This is a genomic window from Streptomyces neyagawaensis (assembly GCF_023516595.1).
Lineage (GTDB): Bacteria > Actinomycetota > Actinomycetes > Streptomycetales > Streptomycetaceae > Streptomyces > Streptomyces neyagawaensis.
On record NZ_JAMGBG010000001.1, the window covers coordinates 13,792 to 34,361 of the forward strand.

The 20,570-nt window shown below is 71.7% G+C and carries 17 protein-coding genes; 8 read left to right on the forward strand and 9 right to left on the reverse strand.

Annotation, left to right across the window (positions count from 1 at the left end; translation table 11 throughout):
• Together M8J73_RS00050 and M8J73_RS00055 are read right to left on the reverse strand one after the other, a co-directional pair.
• Entirely contained in the window at positions 1-1,077 is a 1,077-nt protein-coding gene (locus M8J73_RS00050; protein ID WP_055538007.1) for an ABC transporter permease, read from the reverse strand.
• Positions 1,078-1,082: 5 nt separating this feature from the next.
• Complete coding sequence (locus M8J73_RS00055; RefSeq protein ID WP_055538008.1) at positions 1,083-2,102, reverse strand: sugar ABC transporter substrate-binding protein; 1,020 nt, start codon at positions 2,100-2,102, stop codon at positions 1,083-1,085.
• Between the two features lie 333 nt (positions 2,103-2,435).
• Between M8J73_RS00055 and iolC the strand changes: the two genes are divergently transcribed.
• The 5 genes from iolC to M8J73_RS00080 all read left to right on the forward strand — a co-directional run bounded on the left by iolC (position 2,436) and on the right by M8J73_RS00080 (position 8,667).
• Positions 2,436-3,404 (forward strand): 5-dehydro-2-deoxygluconokinase, encoded by a 969-nt coding sequence (iolC, locus tag M8J73_RS00060; RefSeq protein WP_055538009.1) that lies wholly within the window; start codon positions 2,436-2,438, stop codon positions 3,402-3,404.
• Between the two features lie 249 nt (positions 3,405-3,653).
• Positions 3,654-4,532 (forward strand): Cgl0159 family (beta/alpha)8-fold protein, encoded by an 879-nt coding sequence (locus M8J73_RS00065; protein WP_249828072.1) that lies wholly within the window; start codon positions 3,654-3,656, stop codon positions 4,530-4,532.
• Between the two features lie 155 nt (positions 4,533-4,687).
• Complete coding sequence (gene iolD / locus M8J73_RS00070; RefSeq protein WP_249828073.1) at positions 4,688-6,577, forward strand: 3D-(3,5/4)-trihydroxycyclohexane-1,2-dione acylhydrolase (decyclizing); 1,890 nt, start codon at positions 4,688-4,690, stop codon at positions 6,575-6,577.
• A 73-nt stretch (positions 6,578-6,650) separates the two neighbouring features.
• The gene (locus tag M8J73_RS00075; RefSeq protein WP_079054793.1) at positions 6,651-7,460 is read left to right on the forward strand and encodes a GntR family transcriptional regulator; all 810 of its coding nucleotides are present in this window, start codon (positions 6,651-6,653) and stop codon (positions 7,458-7,460) included.
• 145 nt (positions 7,461-7,605) lie between these two features.
• On the forward strand, positions 7,606-8,667 hold the full coding sequence (locus M8J73_RS00080; protein ID WP_372503861.1) for a sugar ABC transporter substrate-binding protein: 1,062 nt from the start codon (positions 7,606-7,608) through the stop codon (positions 8,665-8,667).
• Between the two features lie 72 nt (positions 8,668-8,739).
• Here the strand turns inward: M8J73_RS00080 and M8J73_RS00085 are convergent, their stop codons facing one another.
• On the reverse strand, positions 8,740-9,891 hold the full coding sequence (locus M8J73_RS00085) for a Gfo/Idh/MocA family protein (RefSeq protein ID WP_055538423.1): 1,152 nt from the start codon (positions 9,889-9,891) through the stop codon (positions 8,740-8,742).
• A gap of 131 nt (positions 9,892-10,022) precedes the next feature.
• Between M8J73_RS00085 and M8J73_RS00090 the strand changes: the two genes are divergently transcribed.
• Both M8J73_RS00090 and M8J73_RS00095 read left to right on the forward strand, forming a co-directional pair.
• The gene (locus M8J73_RS00090) at positions 10,023-11,027 is read left to right on the forward strand and encodes a LacI family DNA-binding transcriptional regulator (protein WP_055538422.1); all 1,005 of its coding nucleotides are present in this window, start codon (positions 10,023-10,025) and stop codon (positions 11,025-11,027) included.
• 311 nt (positions 11,028-11,338) lie between these two features.
• On the forward strand, positions 11,339-13,561 hold the full coding sequence (locus tag M8J73_RS00095; protein ID WP_055538421.1) for a serine/threonine-protein kinase: 2,223 nt from the start codon (positions 11,339-11,341) through the stop codon (positions 13,559-13,561).
• Between the two features lie 60 nt (positions 13,562-13,621).
• Here the strand turns inward: M8J73_RS00095 and M8J73_RS00100 are convergent, their stop codons facing one another.
• The 5 genes from M8J73_RS00100 to M8J73_RS00120 form a co-directional block, all read right to left on the reverse strand.
• Positions 13,622-14,053 (reverse strand): ankyrin repeat domain-containing protein, encoded by a 432-nt coding sequence (locus M8J73_RS00100; RefSeq protein WP_055538420.1) that lies wholly within the window; start codon positions 14,051-14,053, stop codon positions 13,622-13,624.
• A 41-nt stretch (positions 14,054-14,094) separates the two neighbouring features.
• Positions 14,095-14,733 (reverse strand): hypothetical protein, encoded by a 639-nt coding sequence (locus M8J73_RS00105; protein ID WP_055538426.1) that lies wholly within the window; start codon positions 14,731-14,733, stop codon positions 14,095-14,097.
• An 11-nt stretch (positions 14,734-14,744) separates the two neighbouring features.
• Positions 14,745-15,521 (reverse strand): carbohydrate ABC transporter permease, encoded by a 777-nt coding sequence (locus M8J73_RS00110; RefSeq protein WP_240501207.1) that lies wholly within the window; start codon positions 15,519-15,521, stop codon positions 14,745-14,747.
• Between the two features lie 91 nt (positions 15,522-15,612).
• Entirely contained in the window at positions 15,613-16,554 is a 942-nt protein-coding gene (locus M8J73_RS00115) for a carbohydrate ABC transporter permease (protein WP_055538418.1), read from the reverse strand.
• Complete coding sequence (locus M8J73_RS00120; RefSeq protein WP_055538417.1) at positions 16,551-17,837, reverse strand: ABC transporter substrate-binding protein; 1,287 nt, start codon at positions 17,835-17,837, stop codon at positions 16,551-16,553. Before M8J73_RS00120 ends, M8J73_RS00115 begins: the two co-directional genes overlap by 4 nt.
• 66 nt (positions 17,838-17,903) lie before the next feature.
• Here M8J73_RS00120 and M8J73_RS00125 point away from each other — a divergent pair, with 66 nt between their 5' ends.
• Positions 17,904-19,253 (forward strand): Gfo/Idh/MocA family protein, encoded by a 1,350-nt coding sequence (locus tag M8J73_RS00125; RefSeq protein ID WP_055538416.1) that lies wholly within the window; start codon positions 17,904-17,906, stop codon positions 19,251-19,253.
• 74 nt (positions 19,254-19,327) lie between these two features.
• On the opposite strand, the gene M8J73_RS00130 is transcribed toward M8J73_RS00125, so the two are convergent.
• The gene (locus M8J73_RS00130) at positions 19,328-20,551 is read right to left on the reverse strand and encodes a cytochrome P450 (RefSeq protein WP_055538415.1); all 1,224 of its coding nucleotides are present in this window, start codon (positions 20,549-20,551) and stop codon (positions 19,328-19,330) included.
• Between the last annotated feature and the right edge of the window lie 19 nt (positions 20,552-20,570).

The window sequence follows — 20,570 nt, forward strand, 5'->3', positions numbered from 1 at the left end:
TCACCTCCGGGTCGCCTGGCGGCGGACCCACAAGTTGACGAGGGCGGCGATCAGGAGCATCACGCCGAGGAAGGCCTTGAACCAGTCGGGGTTCCAGTTGGCGTAGACGATGCCCTGGTTGACCATGCCGAAGATGAAGGCGCCGATGACCGGGCCGATCGCCGAGCCGTAGCCGCCGGTCAGCAGGCAGCCGCCGATCACCGCCGCGATGATGTACAGGAACTCGTTGCCCACACCCTCGTTGGACTGCACCGTGTTGAACGAGAACAGCAGATGCATGCCCACGAACCAGGCCCCGGCGCCCACGCCCATGAAGAGGGCCACCTTGGTGAAGTTCACGGGCACGCCGACGGCCCGCGCACTGTCCTGGCTGCCGCCGACCGCGAAGATCCAGTTGCCGAACTTGGTGCGCAGCAGCAGCCAGGTCGCGATGGCCGCGAACACCAGCCAGTAGAAGATCGTGATCTTGAAGTCGACGCCGCCGATGGTCACCTCGGAGGCGAAGATGCTCTTGGCCTGGTCGAAGCCGTCCATGTCGGCGATCGAGTCGGACGCCACATTGCCGGTGAAGATCTTCGTGACGGCCAGGTTGGAGCCCTGGAGGATCAGGAAGGAACCCAGCGTCACCAGGAAGCTCGGCAGGCCGGTCCTGATCAGCAGCCAGCCGTTGAACGCGCCCACCGCCAGCGACACGATCAGCGCGACGATCACGCCCGTCCACACGTTCACCGTGAGCTGGAAGCTGAGGATCGCGGCGGTCAGGGCTGAGGTGGTGACCGCGACACCGGCGGACAGGTCGAACTCCCCGCCGATCATCAGCAACGCCACCGGCAGCGCCATGATGCCCATGACGGACGCCTGGTAGAGCACGGTCGCCAGCGAGCCGGCCTCACGGAAGGAAGGGGCCACGGCGAAGAAGAAGACGTACACACCGATCGCGGCGATCAGCGCGCCGACCTCGGGGCGGGCCAACAGGCGTCGACCCAGGGAACGTTCGACGGTACGGCCGTCCTTCTGGGCGGCCGGCGGAGCCGGCGGCGAGGGGGAGCTCGCCGCCGGTGCCGTTGCTTGGGACATTCAGATCACCGGGTGCCCTTCGCGGCGAACTTGGCGATCGTGTCGACGTTGTCCTTGTCCACGAAGGCCGGGCCCGTCAGGACCGGCGCCTCACCGCCGCCGCTGTAGTTGCCGTTGTTCTTGTAGAGCCACAGGGAGTCGATCGCCAGGTAGCCCTGGAGGTAGGGCTGCTGGTCGACGGCGAACTCGATGTCGCCCGCCTTGATGGCGTCCGTCAGCTCCTTGTTCAGGTCGAACGTGGCGACCTTGGCCTTGCTGCTGGCGTCGTCGACCGACTGCACGGAGGTCAGGGCGATGGGCGCGCCGAGCGTGACGACCTCGTCGATCGAGGAGTCCTGCTTGAGCTTGGCCGTGATGGTGGACTTCACCGAGGGCATGTCGGTGCCGTTGACGTAGAGGTTCTCGGTCTTGCCCTTGAAGGTCTTCTTCACGCCGGCGCAACGGGCCTCGAGAGAGACGTTGCCCTGCTCGTGGATCACGCAGACCGCGTGCTTGGCGCCGGTCTCGTTGAGCTTCTTGCCGAAGGCCTCACCGGAGACGGTCTCGTCCTGGCCGAAGAAGGAGAGCAGACCCTGCTCCTTCCACACGTCCATGCCGGAGTTCAGGCCGACGACGGGGATGCCCGCCTTCTCCGCCTTGGCGATGACGTCCTTCATCGCGTCGGGCTTGGCGAGGGTGACGGCGATGCCGTCGACCTTCTGGTCGATCGCGTTCTGGACGAGGTTCGCCTGGTTCGCGGCGTTCGGGTCGTTCGAGTAGACCAGCTTGACGTTGTCCTTGTCGGCGGCGGTCTGGGCGCCCTTGCGGACGATGTCCCAGAAGGTGTCGCCCTGCCCGGCGTGGGTCACCAGCGCCACCGTCATCTGCGGCGTGTTGGCCTTGCCCGCGGAGGCGTTCGCCCCGCCCTCCTCGGCCTCCTTGCCGCCGGAGCTGCTGGAGCATCCGGCTATGAACATCGCGGAGGCCGCGGCCATGGCGAAAAAGGGAGCCACTCGGCGTGAGCGGGGCTGAAACGTGCGGTCCATCTTTCCTGCACCTCACTGTGCGACAGGGGGAAAGGGAACGGGACAGCGTCGGGCAGTGTGCCCGCGCGAGCCCGGACCTGAAGTCCGGATCATTGTGCCGGTAGGCCGGCTGCGCTGTTTCGTTGGGACGGGATCAAACCCCTGGCACACCCAGCTGTCAAGACTTTGTTAAGACATCATTTCACGAGCAGGTCCGAATGTCAGTACAAAGCCTTGACAGCAGCTCGCCCGGGGCCCTACACCTGGGGTACCTCCGCCCCCGTGTGTGCGCATCCCAGGCGCGCCACGGGTTTCCGGTCGGCCCGCATCCCCCCCACCCGAGGAGCGACGCGCATGCCCGAGTCCACCGAGTCCGCCGAGTCCTTCGATCTCATCACCATGGGTCGCATCGGAGTGGATCTGTATCCGCTGCAGACCGGTGTGCCGCTCGCCCGTGTCGAGTCCTTCGGCAAGTTCCTCGGCGGGTCCGCCTCCAACGTCGCGGTGGCGGCGGCGCGGCTCGGCAACACGGCCGCCGTGATCACACGGACGGGAGACGACCCCTTCGGCGTGTTCCTGCACGAGGCCCTCAAGGAGTTCGGCGTCGACGACCGGTTCGTCACCCCCGTCGCCGCCCACCCGACGCCGATCACGTTCTGCGAGATCTTCCCGCCGGACGACTTCCCGCTCTACTTCTACCGGCGCCCCAAGGCCCCCGACCTGGAGATCCACACCGACGAGCTGGACTTCTTCGCCGTCCGCGCGGCCCGCGTCTTCTGGATCACCGGCACCGGACTGAGCGAGGAGCCCAGCCGCTCCGCCACCATCGCCGCGCTCAAGGCGCGCGACAAGGCCGCCGGCACCACCGTGTTCGACCTGGACTGGCGACCCATGTTCTGGCGGGACCCCGAGACCGCCCGCCCGTACTACGCCGAGGCCCTGCGGCACTCCACGGTCGCCGTCGGCAACCTCGACGAGTGCGAGGTCGCCACCGGTGTCCGGGAACCCCGGGCCTGCGCGGAGGCGCTGCTGGAGGCGGGGGTGGAGCTGGCCGTCGTCAAGCAGGGCCCCAAGGGGGTGCTCGCCGTCCACCGCGACGGCACGGTCGCCGAGGTGCCGCCGGTGCCGGTCGAGGTCGTCAACGGGCTCGGCGCGGGCGACGCCTTCGGCGGCTCCCTCTGCCACGGGCTGCTGCGCGGCTGGGATCTGGAGCGGATCATGCGGTACGCCAACGCCGCGGGCGCCCTCGTCGCGTCCCGCCTCGCCTGCTCCTCGGCGATGCCGACGGCGGGGGAGGTGGAGGAGTTGCTGGGGGCCGGGTGACGCCGCGGTTCGCCGTCGACCCCGGGTCGCCTGCCGGTGAGTGGGGCTGATCGCGCCCACGCGGCGGAGCCGCATGTGCCACCGCCCCGCGCCCCTGGAGGAGGGCGGGCCGCAGGCCCGTCCCTCCAGGGGCGCGGGGAACTGCGCGAGCAACCACGAACCACCCGCACCCGCCAACGAACACGCACCCCCGAGCCATGAGGCGCCCGAAGGGGACGAAGGGGCACCGCCCCTGGAACGGAGCCCGAGTTGACCATCCGCATCCCCGACCTCGCCACGGTCCGCGCACGCCACCCCGAGGCCGTCGCCGAAGCCGCGGCCCGCCGCGCCCGCCGCCCGCTCATCGGTGACCGCGGCCGGCTGATGATCGTCGCCGCCGACCACCCCGCCCGCGGCGCCCTCGGCGTCGGCGGCCGCCCCCTCGCCATGGCCGACCGGGCCGATCTCCTGCGGCGCCTGTGCACCGCGCTGTCGCGGCCCGGCGTGGACGGCGTGCTCGCCACCGCCGACATCCTGGAGGACCTGCTGCTCCTGGGCGCCCTGGAGAACAAGGTCGTCATGGGCTCCCTCAACCGCGGCGGGCTCGCCGGGGCGTCCTTCGAGATGGACGACCGCTTCACCGGCCACCGCCCGCAGGACATCGAGCGTCTCCGCTTCGACGCGGGCAAACTGCTGCTGCGCGTCGACTACGACGACCCGGGTTCCCTGCGGACCCTGCACTCCACCGCCCGCGCGGTCGACGACATGGCGGCGCGCCGACTGCCGCTGTTCGTCGAGCCGTTCATCTCGCGCCGCGTGGACGGCCGGGTCCGCAACGATCTGAGCGCCGAGGCCGTCACCCGCTCCATCGCCATCGCGGCGGGCCTCGGCGGCACCTCGGCGTACACCTGGCTGAAGCTGCCCGTCACCGACGACGCGGACGCGATGGCCGAGGTCCTGGACACCTCCACCCTGCCCGTCGTACTGCTGGGCGGCGAGGTGGGGAAGGATCAGGACGGCGCCTACGAGAAGTGGCGCAAGGCCCTGCGGCTACCCACCGTCCAGGGCCTGGTCGTCGGCCGTTCCCTGCTCTACCCCGCCGAGGGCAGCGTGGAGACCGCGGTCGACACGGCGGTCGGGCTGCTCTGAGCCAACCCACGCCCACGCCCAAGCACAGCCCCAGCCCCAGCCCCAGCCCCAGCCCCAGCCCCAGCCCCAGCCCCAGCCCCAGCCCCAGCCCCAGCCCCAGCAACATGCTCCCTCGCCAAGCCCCCAACCCACCCCTTCGTCCCCGTGAGGTCCCGATGAGCACCCCCTCCACCCGCCGGCTGACCGTCGCCCAGGCGCTGGTGCGGTTCCTGTCCGCGCAGTACACCGAGCGCGACGGCGTACGCCACCGGCTGATCGCCGGGACCTGGGGCATCTTCGGCCACGGCAACGTCGCGGGGGTCGGCCAGGCGCTGCTGGAGGCCGGCGAGGAGGCCATGCCGTTCCACCAGGGCCGCAACGAGCAGTCCATGGTGCACGCGGCCGTCGGGTACGCCCGTCAGCTGAACCGGCTCTCCGCGCAGGCGGTCACCACCTCCATCGGGCCCGGCGCCACCAACCTCGTCACCGGAGCCGCCCTCGCCACCATCAACCGGCTGCCCGTGCTGTTGCTGCCCGGCGACTACTTCGCGACCCGCACCGCCGACCCGCTGCTCCAGCAGTTGGAGCACCCCACCGAGGCCGATGTGTCCGTGAACGACACGCTGCGGCCGGTCTCCCGCTTCTTCGACCGGATCACCCGCCCCGAGGCGCTGATCCCGGCCGCGCTCAACGCCATGCGGGTTCTCACCGACCCCGTCGAGACGGGCGCCGTCACCCTCGCCCTGCCGCAGGACGTGCAGGCGGAGGCGTACGACTGGCCGGAGGAGTTCTTCGCCGAGCGCGTCTGGCGGGTACGGCGGCCGGCGCCCGACCCGGTGGAGCTGGCCGAGGCGGTCCGGGCGATCCGCGCGGCGCGGCGGCCGCTCCTCGTCGCGGGCGGCGGCGTCCACCACAGCGAGGCGGAGGCGGCGCTGCGGGCGCTGGTGGAGGCCACCGGCATCCCGGTCGCGTCCACCCAGGCCGGCAAGGGCTCGCTGCGCCACGACCACCCGGGCGACCTCGGCGGCATCGGGCACACCGGCACCGCCGTCTGCGACGACATCGCCCGCACCGCCGATCTGATCATCGGCGTCGGCACCCGCTACACCGACTTCACCACCGCCTCCCACACCCTGTTCCAGGTCCCCGACGTCCGCTTCGTCAACCTCAACATCGCCGCGTTCGACGCTCACAAGCTGGCGGCCCGGACCCTGGTCTGCGATGCGCGGACCGGTCTGGAGGCGCTCACGGAGGCGCTCGCCGGGCACCGCGTGGAGGAGGCGTACGAGGCCGAGTACCGGAACGGCAAGCAGCGCTGGGAGCAGGTGGTGCGGGCGGTCTACACGCCGGCCGACGAGCACGCCGTGCCGACGCAGACGCAGGTGCTGGGCGCCCTGGACGCGGTCGTCGGGGACGACGACGTCGTCATCAACGCCGCGGGCTCGCTCCCCGGCGACCTGCACAAGCTGTGGCGGGTCCGCGGCCCCCGCCAGTACCACCTGGAGTACGGCTACTCCTGCATGGGCTACGAGATCCCCGCCGCGATCGGCGTCCAGCAGGCGGCGCCCGGCACCGCCGTGTGGGCGCTGGTCGGCGACGGCACGTATCTGATGATGCCGACGGAGATCGTGACCGCCGTCCAGGAGGGTCTGCCGGTCAATCTGGTCCTCGTCCAGAACCACGGCTACGCCTCCATCGGCGGGCTGTCGGAGTCGGTGGGCGCCGAGCGGTTCGGCACGGCCTACCGCTACCGCGTCGCCGACGGCACCTTCACCGGAGCCCCGCTGCCGGTGGACCTGGCCGCCAACGCGGCCAGCCTCGGCATGGACGTCATCCGCGCCAAGACCGTGCGGGAGCTGCGCGACGCCCTGGCCGCCGCCCGCGCCTCGGACCGGCCGACCTGCGTGTACGTGGAGACCGACCCGACTCCCACCGCTCCCCCGGCGGAGGCCTGGTGGGACGTTCCGGTCTCGGAGACCGCCGCCCGCCGGGCCGCGGTCGAGGCCCGCGCCACGTACGACCGGGAGGTCACCGCCCGGCGCCGGCACCTTCACCCGGGGACGTGAGCGGCCCGGCCCGCGGCCGGTCCGAGAGCCGCCCGGCACCCGCGACGGGTGCTGGGCTTGTCAGGACAACGAAATGACAGGGCTTCCTGTCATCCGGACGGGCGGTTACCCTCGGACCGTGACCAGCGCGACCACAGGGAGTACAGAGAAGCTCGACCTCCGTGTCGACCGGAGCAGCCCGGTGCCGCTGTACTACCAGCTGGCCCGGCAGCTGGAGTCCGCCATCGAACACGGGGCACTGGGCCCGGGCAGCCTGCTGGGCAACGAGATCGAGCTCGCGGGCCGCCTCGGACTGTCCCGGCCGACCGTGCGGCAGGCCATCCAGTCCCTCGTCGACAAGGGGCTGCTGGTACGCCGCCGTGGCGTGGGCACGCAGGTCGTACACAGCCAGGTCAAGCGTCCGCTGGAGCTGAGCAGTCTCTACGACGACCTGGAGGCGGCGGGCCAGCAGCCCACGACCCAGGTGCTGCTGAGCGAGCTCCGGCCCGCCTCCGCCGGGGTGGCCGCGGCCTTGGGCCTCGCCGAGGGCGCGGAGGTGCACCTCTTCGAACGGCTCCGCCTCACCCACGGCCAGCCGGTGGCGTTCCTGTCCAACTACGTCCCGGCGGGCCTGCTGGACCTCGACACCGAGCGGCTGGAGGCGACGGGCCTGTACCGGATGATGCGCAACGCCGGCATCACCCTGCACAGCGCCCACCAGACGGTCGGCGCCCGGATCGCCGCCCCCGAGGAGGCCGAGCGGCTCGGCGAGCCCGAGGGGGCCGCCGTCCTCACCATGCAGCGCACGGCCTACGACGACACGGGCCGGGCCGTCGAGTACGGCAGCCACATCTACCGGGCCTCGCGCTACTCCTTCGACTTCCAGCTGCTCGTCCGCGGCTGACGCCCGGACCACGGCGCCCAGCTCTCCGGAAGCCGCAGGTCAGGCAGGAAAACCTGCCGGGGTACTAGATTGGACAGCAGAGGCCGCGGCAGGGGCGGCCCCGCCTGATCTCCCGCACGCAACCGTTCGCAAGGGAGAAGCAGCCGTGAAGACCCGACGCATCCGCCGTATCAGCCTCGGTGCCGTCAGTGCTCTCGTCGTCACCGTGCTCGGCGCCTGCGGCGGCTCCGGTTCCGACCCGGGCGGCGCCACGGTGGTGGGTGTCGACTACCCCCGCTCGGACACCGACTTCTGGAACGCGTTCACGCAGTACACCCCTGGGTTCGCCGAGGAACTCGGGTTGGAGCTGAAGACCACCAACTCGCGGAACGATGTCGCGAAACTCGCCACCAACTCCCAGAGCCTCATCATCGAGGGCGTGGAGGGCGTGGCCATGGCCCCCCAGAACACCGCCGCGACCGCGCCCATCCTGCGGCAGCTGGCCGAGCAGAAGATCCCCGTGGTCACCCTGGACACCCGTCCCGACACCGGCGACGTCTACATGGTGGTGCGTGCCGACAACCGCGCGTACGGGGAGAAGGCCTGCCGGTTCCTCGGCACCAAGCTCGGCGGTGAGGGCAAGGTCGTCATGCTCCAGGGAGACCTCGCCTCCGTCAACGGCCGCGACCGCACCGAGGGGTTCAACGCGTGCATGAAGGAGCACTATCCCCGGATCAAGGTCTTCGGAGAGACGACGAACTGGGACGGGACGATCGCGGCGCAGAAACTGCAGGCGAATCTCACGACCAACCCTGACATCAAGGGCGTCTACATGCACTCCAGCCTGGCGCTCTCCGGCAGCCTGCAGGTGCTCAAGCAGCAGGGTCTGCTGGTCGGCCCGGAGGACAAGAGGCATGTGTTCGTCGTCGCCAACGACGGCACCCCCCGAGAGCTCAGGGAGATCGCCAAGGGCAAGATCGACGCCACGGTCTCCCAGCCCGCCGACCTCTACGCCAAATACGCCCTCTACTACCTGCGGGCGGCGATCGAGGGCAAGACGTTCAAGCCCGGCGGGACGGACCACGACAGCACGATCGTGCGGATCCGCGACGGTGTGCTGGAGGACCAGCTCTCCGCGCCCCTGGTGACCGCGGACGGCGGGACCTACGACGGGGTGCCCAGCCTCAGGAGCGACGACAAGTCCCTCTGGGGCAACAACCTCGACTGATCGCGCACGGCCCGCCCGCCCCGATCACCTCTCGTCTCAGGAGCCTCGGAGGAGCCTCGGCCGGCAGCCGGCTCAGAGGCTCACCCACGCACCGGACTCCGCGGAGCGGCTCATCGCGTCGAGGGCGGTGGCGCTGTGCACGGCGTCGGCCAGGGTGGCGCCGTGCGGGATGCCCTCGGCGATCGAGCGCAGGAAGTGGTGGGCCTCGATGACCTTGAGGTCGTCATAGCCCATGGCGTTGGCGGAGCCCGGCTGGAACGCCGCGTACGCGCCGTGGCCCGGGCCGACGAAGACGGTGCTGACGGACTGGTCCTGGTAGGCCGTGCCCCGGCTGACACCCAGCTCGCCCATGCGGCGGAAGTCCCACAGGACGGCGCCCTTGGTGCCGTGGACCTCGAAGCCGTAGTTGTTCTGCTCGCCGACGGCGACCCGGCTCGCCTCCAGGACGCCCCTCGCGCCGGAGGCGAAGCGGAGCAGGCAGTTGACGTAGTCCTCGTTCTCGACGGGGCCGAGTTCACCGCCGGTGGCACGGGTGTGGCCGGCGGTGGCGCCGGTGGGACGGGCCCGTTCGGGGACGAAGATCGCGGAGTCGGCGGTGAGGGCGGTGATGTCGCCGAGGAGGAAGCGGGCGAGGTCGACGCCGTGCGAGGCGAGGTCGCCGAGGACGCCGCTGCCGCCGCGCTCACGCTCGTACCGCCAGGTCAGGGCGCCCTCGGGGTGGGCGGCGTAGTCGCTGAAGAGACGGACGCGGACATGGGTGACGGTGCCGATCTCACCCGCGGCGATCAGTTCGCGGGCGTACGCGACGGCGGGGGCGTTGCGGTAGTTGAAGCCGACGGTGCCCTGGACGCCGGCCTTGACGACCGCGTCGGCGACGGCGCGGGCGTCGGCGGCGGTGAGCCCGACGGGCTTCTCGATCCAGATGTGCTTGCCGGCCTCGGCCATGGCGACACCGATCTCGCGGTGCAGGAAGTTCGGCGCGGTGATGCTCACGGCGTGGACGCGCGGGTCGGCGGCGACCTCACGCCAGTCACGGGCGGTGCTCGCGAACCCGAACCGCTCGGCGGCCTCCTCGGCGCGGCCGGGCACGTCCTCGACGACGGTGACCAGCTCGGGGCGGACGGGAAGCTGCGGGAAGTGGTGCGGCACGCGGGCGTACGCCTGGGTGTGCACCCGCCCCATCCAGCCGAACCCCACGACGGCGACACCGAGCGCACTCACCATGACTGCCCTTCTTCGGACCCACCGGACCAGCTTTGGACCGTTCCAGAACGTACGCAGCTCACCTTGGGGTGGGTCTCCGCAGCTGTCAAGCCCTTTGACAATCGCACCCGCCCTGTGGAACGGTCCACACCATGAGACCTCCGACGATCCGCGATGTCGCCGAGCGCGCCGGCGTGTCGAAGTCCCTGGTCTCGCTGGTGCTGCGCGGCTCCGAGCAGGTGCGCCCGGAGAAGCGGGAGGCCGTGCTGGCGGCCGTGGACGAGCTGGGCTACCGGCCCAACGCGGCCGCGCGCAGTCTGAGCGAGCGCCGCACCCGCACGGTCGGCGTCCTCCTCCACGACATGCGCAACCCCTGGTTCGTGGAGCTGCTGGACGGTCTGAACTCCCGGCTGCACGACAACGGTCTGCGCATGCTGCTGGCCGACGGCCACCTCAACCGGCGTCTCGGGGAGGACCTCACCCGGACCTTCACCGAACTGCGGGTCGACGGTCTGATCGCGGTCGGCACACTGCCCCCGTCGGAGGCTCTGCGCACGGCGGCCGCGCAGGTGCCCACCGTGGTCGCCGGGGCCCGTGAGCCGACGCTCCCCCATGTCGATGTCGTCGCGGGCGACGACCAGTTGGGCGCCCGGCTCGCCACCGAGCACCTCATCGCCCTCGGCCACCGGCGGATCGGGCACATCGCGGGGGACGGCGTGGTCGGCGCGCTGCGCCGCCGCAGCTTCGAGACGGTCATGCGCGAGCACGGTCTGTCCGACCTGGCGGCCGTCGAACGCGGCGACCTGACGGAGGAGGGCGGCTACCGCGCCACGGTCCGACTCCTCAGCGCCCCCGAACGCCCCACCGCGGTGCTGGCGTTCAACGACATGTCCTGCGTCGGCGCCCTCTCCGCCGCCGAGGAACTGGGCCTGAGCGTCCCGCGCGACCTGTCCCTCGTCGGCTACGACAACACCTATGTCTCCCGGCTGCGCCATCTGTGGCTCACCACCGTGGACAACGCCAGCCATGACGTCGGCCGCCGCGCCGCCCAGAGCCTCCTGGACCGCATCGCCGATCCCACACGCCCGGCCCAAGTCGTCCTGACCACACCGACCTTGGAGATCCGCGGCACGACCAGCCCCCCGGCGGGCCGCTGAGCCGCACGATGTGCGCGCTCCTGAGCGGCCGACGAGCCGCGCGACGAACCCACCGGCCCGCCGGCCCGCCGGTGAGCCGACGCCGTGCGCGCTCCTGAGCCTGTTCGCCGTCCGTCCGGGAGCACCGGGAGCACCGGGAGCACCGGGAGACGGTACGCCGACGGCCGCGGATGGCCGCGGATGGCCGCGGGTGAGGCTCCCGCATACTCATCGGGAACCGAACCGGTGGTTTCACGGATCTCCTGTGCGAGGGCTCCCGGACAGCTGGTTCGGCACGGGCGCACGGCACTTGACGGTACGGAAGGCGGGACATGGCCGACGGGATGGGCGCGAGACCCGAGGCGGACGGCTTCGCGGCGCCGGCGGACGTGGATCCGCCGCGGGTGGGGCGGTATCGGATCGTCGCGCGGCTCGGCGAGGGCGGCATGGGGCGGGTCTACCTGGGCCGGTCGCCGAGCGGGCGCGCGGTGGCGGTGAAGGTGGTGCGGCCCGACCTCGCCCAGGACCCCGACTTCCGGCGCCGGTTCGCCCGCGAGGTGGGCGCGGCCCGCAAGGTCAACGGGTTCTTCACCGCCGGGGTCGTCGAGGCCGACCCCGAGGGGTCACCGGCATGGCTGGCGACGGCGTACGTGCCCGGGGTCTCCCTCGGTGAGGCGGTCGTCCGGCACGGAGCGTGGCCCGAGGACGCGGTGCTGGCGCTCGCGGCCGGGCTGGCCGAGGCGCTGGAGGCGATCCACGCCGCGGGAGTGATCCACCGGGATCTGAAGCCGTCGAACGTCCTGCTGGCGGCGGACGGGCCACGCGTGATCGACTTCGGGATCTCGGCCGCCACCGACTCCGGTGCCAGCAGGCTCACCCAGCCCGGCATGCTGATCGGCACGCCCGGCTTCATGTCCCCCGAGCAGCTCACCGGCAAGCCCGTCGGCCCGGCCAGTGACGTCTTCGCCCTGGGCGGGGTAGTGGCGTTCACCGCGGCGGGACGGAGCGCCTTCGGCACCGGCGCGGCCGAGGCGCTCAACTTCCGTGCCGTGTACGAGGAACCGGACCTCGACGCGCTCCCGCCGCGGGTGCGCGCCCTGGTCGCCGACTGCCTGGCCAAGGATCCCGGCGCACGCCCCACCGTCGGCGCGCTGCTGGACCGGCTGGCCGAGGAGCGGTGGGGTCAGGACGCCGACCAGGACACGCACGAGGTCGGCTGGTTGCCCGACCGGGTCGCGGCCGACGTCCGTGCGCGCGCCACGGCACCTCAGGCGCCGGTACCGGCGACGCCCGATCCGCGGCTGCTGCTGTGGTCGTCCCAGGCCGCGGGACCGACCGGCCCGGCGGCCCCGCACGTCGAAGCGCCACGTCCGTCCACCGCCCCGGACGTGCCCGCCCCGCATCCTCCACGGGGACACGACCTCCCGCAGGACGCCACGACGCCACGGCACCCTCAGGACACCACTGCGCCACGATCCGGACGGCAGGCCGGGCTCTCCCGGAGGCGGCTCCTGCTCGGCCTCGCCGGAGCGGGCGTCGCCGGGGCCGGGTACACGACGTGGCGGCTCCTCGACGGCACCGAGCGCCGCCCGGGGCAGCGGCTGTGGACGTTCTCCACCGGTAAGACGGTCAACTCGACACCGGCGGTGGCCGACGGGGTCGTCTACATCGGCAGCGGCGACCAGCGGCTGTACGCGCTGGACGCCGCCACGGGCAAGAAGCGCTGGGCGTTCGAGACTGGCGACCGGGTCCAGTCGTCGCCGGCCGTGGTCGACGGGGTCGTCTACGTCGGCAGCGGCGACGGTCTGCTGTACGCGGTGGACGCGGTCACCGGCAAGAGGCGGTGGCAGTACCCGGCGGGCGCGATCCACTCGGCACCGGTGGTGGTGGACGGGATCGTCTACACCGGCAGCGCGGACGGGCTGCACGCCGTGGACGCGGCCACGGGCGAGAAGCGCTGGACGGCGCTCACGCCCAGCTACGTGTACTCCACGCCGGCCGTGGTCGAGGGGGTCGTGTACGTCGGCAGCGGCGACGGCCTGCGGGCGGTGGACGCGGCGACAGGCACGGAACGGTGGTCGGCCCTCACGGACCACATCTTCTCCTCGTCGCCGGCGGTGGCGAAGGGGCGCATTTACATCGGCGGCATCGACGGGCTGTACTGCGTGAACGCCTCCGACGGCATGGAGTACGAGGACTTTCCGGGCGGTGGCCCCGTCGGCTCCTCCTCGCCGACGGTCGCCGACGGGGTGGTCTACGTCGGTGGTGACAATGGCGACCTGTACGGAGTCGACGCCTTCACCGCCAAGCAGCGCCTGAAGTTCCCCACGGCGGACAGTGTCGACTCACGGCCGGCGGTGGTGGACGGCGTCGTCTACTTCGGCAGCGACGACGGCAACCTGTACGCAGTGGACGTCAGGACCAGCGAACAGAGGTGGCGGTTCTCGGCGGGCGACAGCATCGACAGCTTCTTCACGCCCTCGTCGCCCGTGGTGTCCGACGGCGTGCTCTACATCGGCAGCTACGCGGGCAAGGTGTACGCGATAGCGGTCTGAGTCGGCGGGAGCCGACGCAAGGGTGGCAGCACCCGTCCGGCCGCCGCGCGGCCCCGAACGTCACGCGGTCCCGTCGAGCGGGTGGGCCCCCGCGGCCAGCAGCAGTGCCGCCGTCTCCGGGTGGGGGCCGCACTCCGCCCAGTAGAGCGGGGGGCGGCCCGTGCCGTGGTCCTCGCGGAGGTTCGGATCGGCGCCGTGCGCGAGGAGTGCGCGCACGGTGTCCGTGTGACCCCAGCAGGCGGCCCCGCACAGCGGCGTGCCTTCCGTGCCGTGCCCGCTCTCGGCGTCGGGCGGGGCGCCGGCGGCCAACAGTCGGCGGACCGTGTCGGCCGCCCCGTGCACGGACGCCGCGTACAGCGGCGTCGTGCCGTCGGCGTCGGCCGTCGCGGGGCAGGCCCCGGCCCGGAGCAACGCGTCGACCGTGGCGGTGTCACCGACCGACGCGGCCCGGACGAGACGTACGGACAGCTTCTTCTGCCGCCTTCTGTTCACTGCTCCCCAGTCCCGCGCGACGACCTGCGGGCCTCACCCCATCACACGCCCTCCTGGGAGGCGACCTCTTTTCCGCGCCCTCCCGTCACCCCGGTCCCCTTGGTCGCCCCGCGTACGTCGATCGCGGTGAGGGCGAGGGCCAGCAGTCCGGGGACGAGGAACGCGAGGGGCAGCAGCATCCACGCGCACAGGGCGGCGGTCAGCACCGCCAGCACCACCAGGGCGCTGCCGCCCGGGTCGCGCACGGCGTCGTGGGCGGCCCCGCGCACGGCGCCGGGCCAGTCGACGGCGGACTCGGTGCGCGCGCAGGCCCGCAGGCCGACCACGGCGGCGCAGACGCCGACGGCGGCGACCGCCAGGCCGAGGGCGGAGCCGCCGGGGAGGCCCGCGGAGACCAGCGCCAGGTCGACGAGGAGGAGGCCGAGACCGGCGAGGGTGACGAGACCGGCGGCGACGTCACCGGAGCGCAGCCGTCGCCGCAGCCCGCCGAGGAACCGCCGGGCGGTCACCGGCCGCCCGTCCCGTACGCCCCGCAGCACCTCGCAGGCGGTGGACAGCGCGGCGGGCAGCGTCACCAACGGCAGGCTCACCACCGCCACGGCGACGCCGACGCTCAGTACGTCGGCGAACAGCGACATCCTCGGTCCGAGGATCTCGCCCGGCTCCCGGTCGGTCCGCATCGCGCTCACGCTCACCCCTTGATCCCCGAGTTGGCCATGCCCTCCACCAGGAACCGCTGGAAGGCGAGGAAGAACAGCACGATCGGCAGCAGCGCGATGACCGACATGGCGAACATCGGGCCGAACGCCGAGGTGCTCGACGCGTCCACGAACGACCTGAGCGCCAGAGTCAGCGTGAACTTCTCCGGCGAGAAGAGATAGATCAGCTGGGTGAAGAAGTCGTTCCAGGTCCAGATGAACGTGAAGATGGCGGTGGTGATCAGGGCCGGGCGCGTCAGCGGCAGGATCACCAGGAAGAAGCTTCGGAACGGTCCACAGCCGTCGATCCGGGCCGCCTCCTCCAGTTCCCTCGGCAGTCCCCGCATGAACTGCACGATGAGGAAGACGAAGAACGCCTCCGTGGCCAGGAACTTCGGCAGGATCAGCGGCCAGTAGGTGTTCACCATGCCGAGCTGGTTGAAGATGATGTACTGCGGGATCAGCACCGCGTGGTGCGGCAGCATGATCGTGGCGATCATGAAGGCGAACAGCGGTCCGCGGAAGCGGAATCGCAGGCGGGCGAAGGCGTACGCGGCGAGGGAGCAGGACAGGACGTTCCCGAGGACGGCGCCGGTCGCGATCAGCAGGGAGTTGCCGAGCAGTCTGCCGACCGAGATGTCGTTGACGCCCTCCAGGGCTGTCTCGTAGTTGGACCATTCCAGGCGGCCGGGCAGCAGGTCGAGGCTCGCGATGACCTCGTCCGCCGGTTTCACCGAGGTCGCGAGGAGCCACGCCAGCGGGTAGAGCATGACCAGCAGGGCGGCCAGGCACGCGGTGTGCAGGGCCGCGCGCTGCCAGGCGAAGGGCCTGCGTGCGGCGGCGGGTGTTGCGTGGTGGTGGTCATCGGTCCCCCTCGGAGGCGTAGAAGACCCAGGAGCGGGACGTGCGGAACAGGACGGCGGTGACCACGCCGATGGCGAGCAGCAGGACCCAGGCCATGGCGGAGGCGTAACCCATGTGGGAGGCGACGAAGCCGCGGTCGTAGAGGTAGAGCGTGTAGAAGAGGGTGGAGTCGGCGGGGCCGCCCTTGCCCGCGCTGATCGCGAAGGCGGGGGTGAAGACCTGGAAGGCCTGGATGGTCTGGAGGACCAGGTTGAAGAAGATCACCGGTGACAGCATCGGCACGGTGATCGACAGGAACTGGCGCCATCGCCCGGCGCCGTCGACCTCGGCCGCCTCGTACAACTCCCCCGGGATCTGCTGGAGTCCGGCGAGGAAGATGACCATCGGGGCGCCGAACTGCCACACCGTCAGCAGGGCCACCGCGAGCAGTGCCCAGCCCGGCTTGTTGACCCAGCCGCCGGTGCCGAGCAGATGGTCGACCGTGCCGCCGTCGTTGAAGATCGCCCGCCAGACGAGGGCGATGGACATGGAGGCACCGAGGAGGGACGGGGCGTAGAACGCGGAGCGGTAGAAGGCCTTGCCGTGCCGCATGTTCTTCAGGGCCAGCGCCACCACGAGCGCAAGGGCCAGTTGCAGGGGCACGGCGATGACGACGTACGTCAGAGTCGCCCCGACCGAACGCCAGTAGCGGGGGTCCTCGGTGAACATCTGCGTGTAGTTGCGCAGGCCCACCCAGCTGGGCGCGTTGAACAGGTCGTAGTCGGTGAAGGAGAGGTAGAGCGATACGGCCATCGGAAGCAGGGTCAGGACGCAGGCGCCCAGTACCCACGGGGAGAGGAACACCCAGGCGGCGCCCTCGCGTCGGGGCCTGCGGGCGGGCCTGGCGGAGGGTGCGGCGCCCTCGCCCCGTACGGTCGTCGGCATGTGTGGGGTGGTCATGACCTCAGCTCCGCCTTCGCCTCGGTGAGGTAGTTCTCGGCGGCCTCTCGGGGGGACATCCGCTCGTACGACACCTGGTCGTAGTCGCGCTGGAAGGTGGTCTGCAGGGCGCTGTCGCCGGAGGGTGGCGCCTGGGGCGGCGCCTTCAACTCGCCCTCAAGAGACGCCTGGTAGTCGTAGATGGTCCGGTCGAAGTCCTTGAGGTCCGGCGCGATCTCCTCGCGGAGGGCCTCGTTGACAGGGATGCCGCGGGTGGCGCCGAGGATCTTGGCGGCCTGGGGGTCGTTGAGCATGAAGTCGACGAGGCGGACGGACTCCTCGGGGTGACTCGTGTCGGCGGCCACGCCCATGAACATCGACGGCTTGAAGTACTGGCCCGGTGTGCCGCCCTCGCCCGAGGGCATCGGCGCGAGCGCGATCTCGGCATCGGGGAGGAGGCCGAGGTAGCCGCTGGCCGGGGCGTCCCAGTTGTTGTCGGAGAGGGCCCTGCCGCGGCCGAGCGGGGTGTTCTCCACCGTGCCGTCGAGCTGGGTGGTCTCCTCGGCGGGCGAGACGGCGCCCTCCCGGCGGAGCCTGTCGGTGAACGTCCAGTAGCGGGTCAAGTCTTCTGCTGTGAAGCCGAGTTGCCGGTCCTCGGTGTAGAGGGCCTTGCCGCGGCCGCGCAGCCAGACCTCGAAGGCGTCCTCGCTCCAGCCGGGGTCCGTGCCGCCCGGCTCACCGGTCCTGCGCGCCAACTCCCGCATGGTGTCGGCCCAGTCGTTCCAGGTCCAGCCCTCGCGGGGCGGGGCGACCCCGGCCGCCTTCCACTGGCTCGCGTCGTACACGACGGTCTCGGTGCCGCGGGCCTGGGGGATCGCGTACTGCCTGCCGTCGACCTTCCCGGTGGCGAGGAGTCCCGTGTCGAACGCGTCGGTGTCGAGGGCCGACCGCTGCTCGGCCAAGTCCAGCAGGACGCCCCCGGAGGCGTACTGGTCGATCATGCGGTAGTCGAGCTGCATGACGTCCGGCGCGTCACCGCCGGCGGCCTGGGTCGCCAGTTTCTGCTTGTAGGCGTCGTAGCCGGAGAACGAGGTCTGCACCTCGATCCCGGGGTGCCCCTTCTCGAAGAGGTCGACGGCCTGCTGGGTTCTCGCCGCCCGGTCGGGGTTGCCCCACCAGGTGTAGCGCAGAACGACCTTGCCGCCGCCGCCCGACTCCTGGGGGCCCGAGCAGCCGCCGAGCATCGCGCACAGAGCGAGGACCACGGCTGTCGCGGAGGACTTCCTTGTCCTGATTCCGGGCATGAGTGGGTCACCTCTTTCACTAGAAAGCGCTTCCACCCCCCGCACGAGACCCTAGGGAAGGTCCGGATGTCACAACAAGACCCCTGCACCGTCTCCGTGGGACGAAGCCGTGCCGCCGTCGTCGGACTCGGCGCCCGCGCACGGATGTTCACCGAGGCGCTGACGGGCTCCTTCGCGGACCGGATCGACCTCGTCGGCCTCTGTGACACCAACGCGCACCGCATGGCCGTCCACAACGCCTGGATCGCCGCCGACCACCCCGGCCGCGCGCCCGTACCGGCCTACGCCGCCGGGGAGTTCGAGGAGATGCTGCGGCGCGAGCGGGTCGACCTGGTGGTGGTGTGCGGTGTGGACCGGTCCCACGACCACTACATCGTGCGGGCCCTGGAGGCGGGCTGCGACGTCGTCACCGAGAAACCGATGACCACCGACGCCGAGCGTGCCCGCCGCATCCTGGACGCGCGCCGCCGGACGGGCCGCGAGGTGCGTGTCGCCTTCAACTACCGCTACAACCCGGTGCATTCGGCCGTACGGGAGCTGCTCGCGAGCGGTGAGATCGGCGAGGTCGGCTCGGTGCACTTCGAGTGGTTGCTCGATCTGCGGCACGGCGCCGACTACTTCCGCCGCTGGCACCGCGACAAGGCGAACTCCGGCGGGCTGCTGGTCCACAAGTCGACCCACCACTTCGACCTGGTCAACTGGTGGCTCGGCACCCGCCCCGAGACCGTCTTCGCCCAAGGCCGCCTCTTCTTCTACGGCGACGAGGCGGGCCGGCGCCGAGGACTCGCCCGCGACTACGAACGCGCCCACGGCTCCCCCGCCGCCGAGGGCGACCCCTTCGCGCTCCACCTCGACGACTCCCCCGTCCTCAGCGCGCTCTACCTGGACGCCGAGGCGGAGGACGGCTACCACCGCGACCGGAACGTCTTCGGCCCCGGCGTGACCATCGAGGACGACATGGCGGTCCTCGTGCGGTACGCGTCCGGGGCGACCCTGACGTACCACCTGACGGCGTACGCGCCCTGGGAGGGCTACCGCATCGCCTTCAACGGCAGCGAGGGCCGTCTGGAGCTGCTGGTCGAGGAGTCGACGTGGACCCGCCCGCACGTCCGGGTCACCGGGGCGACCCCCGTCCTGCACGGCACGGAGACCGGCGACGAGGCCGGTCGGACCGAGCTGCTCGTACGGCGGTTATGGGAGCGGCCGCGTGAGGTGAAGGTCGCGACGGGCGAGGGCGGACACGGCGGCGGGGACGTACGGATGCTGACCGACCTGTTCGGGGACCACGTCCCCGACGAACTGGGCCGCGCCGCGGACGCGGTGGACGGGGCGAGGTCCCTGGTGACAGGGCTGGCGGCGAACCGGTCGCTGGAGACGGGGGCTCCGGTGGCCGCACGGGAGTTGCTGGACGTGTGAGTCGGCCAAGGCCGACGGAGGCCGCGGAGGCACCGCGCGACCGTGCCGCCGTCGGTGTTCCCCGCTCGGCGAGGTCACCAGACGAGGTCGAGGGTCTCCGGGGAGCGGTGGATCAAGGTCGGTCGCATGATGATTCGTTGATCGTCCGCGAGGCGCAGCCCCGGCATGCGGCGGGTCAGGAGTTCCAGGGTGATGCGGAGTTGTTCGCGGGCGAGGGTGGAGCCGGGGCAGGCGTGGACGCCGAGGCCGAAGGAGAGGTGGCGGGCGGCCGCGGTGCGGGTGATGTCGAAGTCGTCGGGGTCGGGGTGGCGGGAGCCGTCGCGGTTGGCTCCGCCGAAGGCGAGGAACACCGGTGAGCCGGCGGGCAGTTCGGTGCCCGCGAGGGTGACCGCCCGGGTGGTGACCCGACGGAAGCCCTGCAGGGCCGTGTCGTACCGGGCGGCCTCCTCGATGGCGGCCGGTATGCGGTCCGGGTGGGCGCAGAGCAGCTCCCACTGGCGGGGGTGGCGCAGGAGGTGCAGGAGGGTCGTGCCGATGAGGGCCGTGGTCGTCAGATGCCCGGCGATGAGCAGGTTCTGCAGATGGGCGACCAGCTCGTGGCGTTGATCGAGCGTCAGTTCGCCGTCGCCCGGCCCGGCGACGGAGGTGATGAGCTCGGTGACCAGGTCCTCGCGGGGGTCGGCGCGGCGGGCGCGCACGAACGCGTCGACGCGGTGGGACATCGCCACCACGTCCTCGGCGGCGGCGATCTGCTCGGCCTCCGCCAGGGGCCGGAAGAGCAGTTCTTCGAGCCGGTGACCGCCGTGCACCAGGGCCGGTACGTCCGCCGGGTCGAACCCGACGAGGCGTCCGATGACGTCGCCGGGCAGCTTCCCGGCGTAGGCGGCCATCAGTTCGACCCGGCCGTCCTTCTCGAAGCCGTCGAGGAGCGCGGCGGCCCGCTCGGCGGCGTACGGGAGGACGGCGCCGACCCGCGCGGGCGACAGGCCGCGCACGATGGGCGCCCGCAGCGCCTGGTGCGGGGCCCCGTCGGCGGTCACCACGACCGGCCGGCCGCCGAAGCCGCCGGCCAGCACGGCCAGGGCGGCGGGCGCGGGCATCACGTCGGGGCGCAGCGCGTTGGCCGACGAGAAGTCCTCCGGCCGCCGCAGCACCTCCCGCACATCCGCGTCCCGGACCACCAGCCACGAGTCCAGCTCCGGCACATAGGTGAGCCCCTGCGCCGCCCGCGCCCGCGCGTAGTGCGGATACGGATCCCGCTGCAACTCGTCGAGCCTGGCGTGCAGTTCACGGTCCACGAGGGTGCACCTTCCGGCC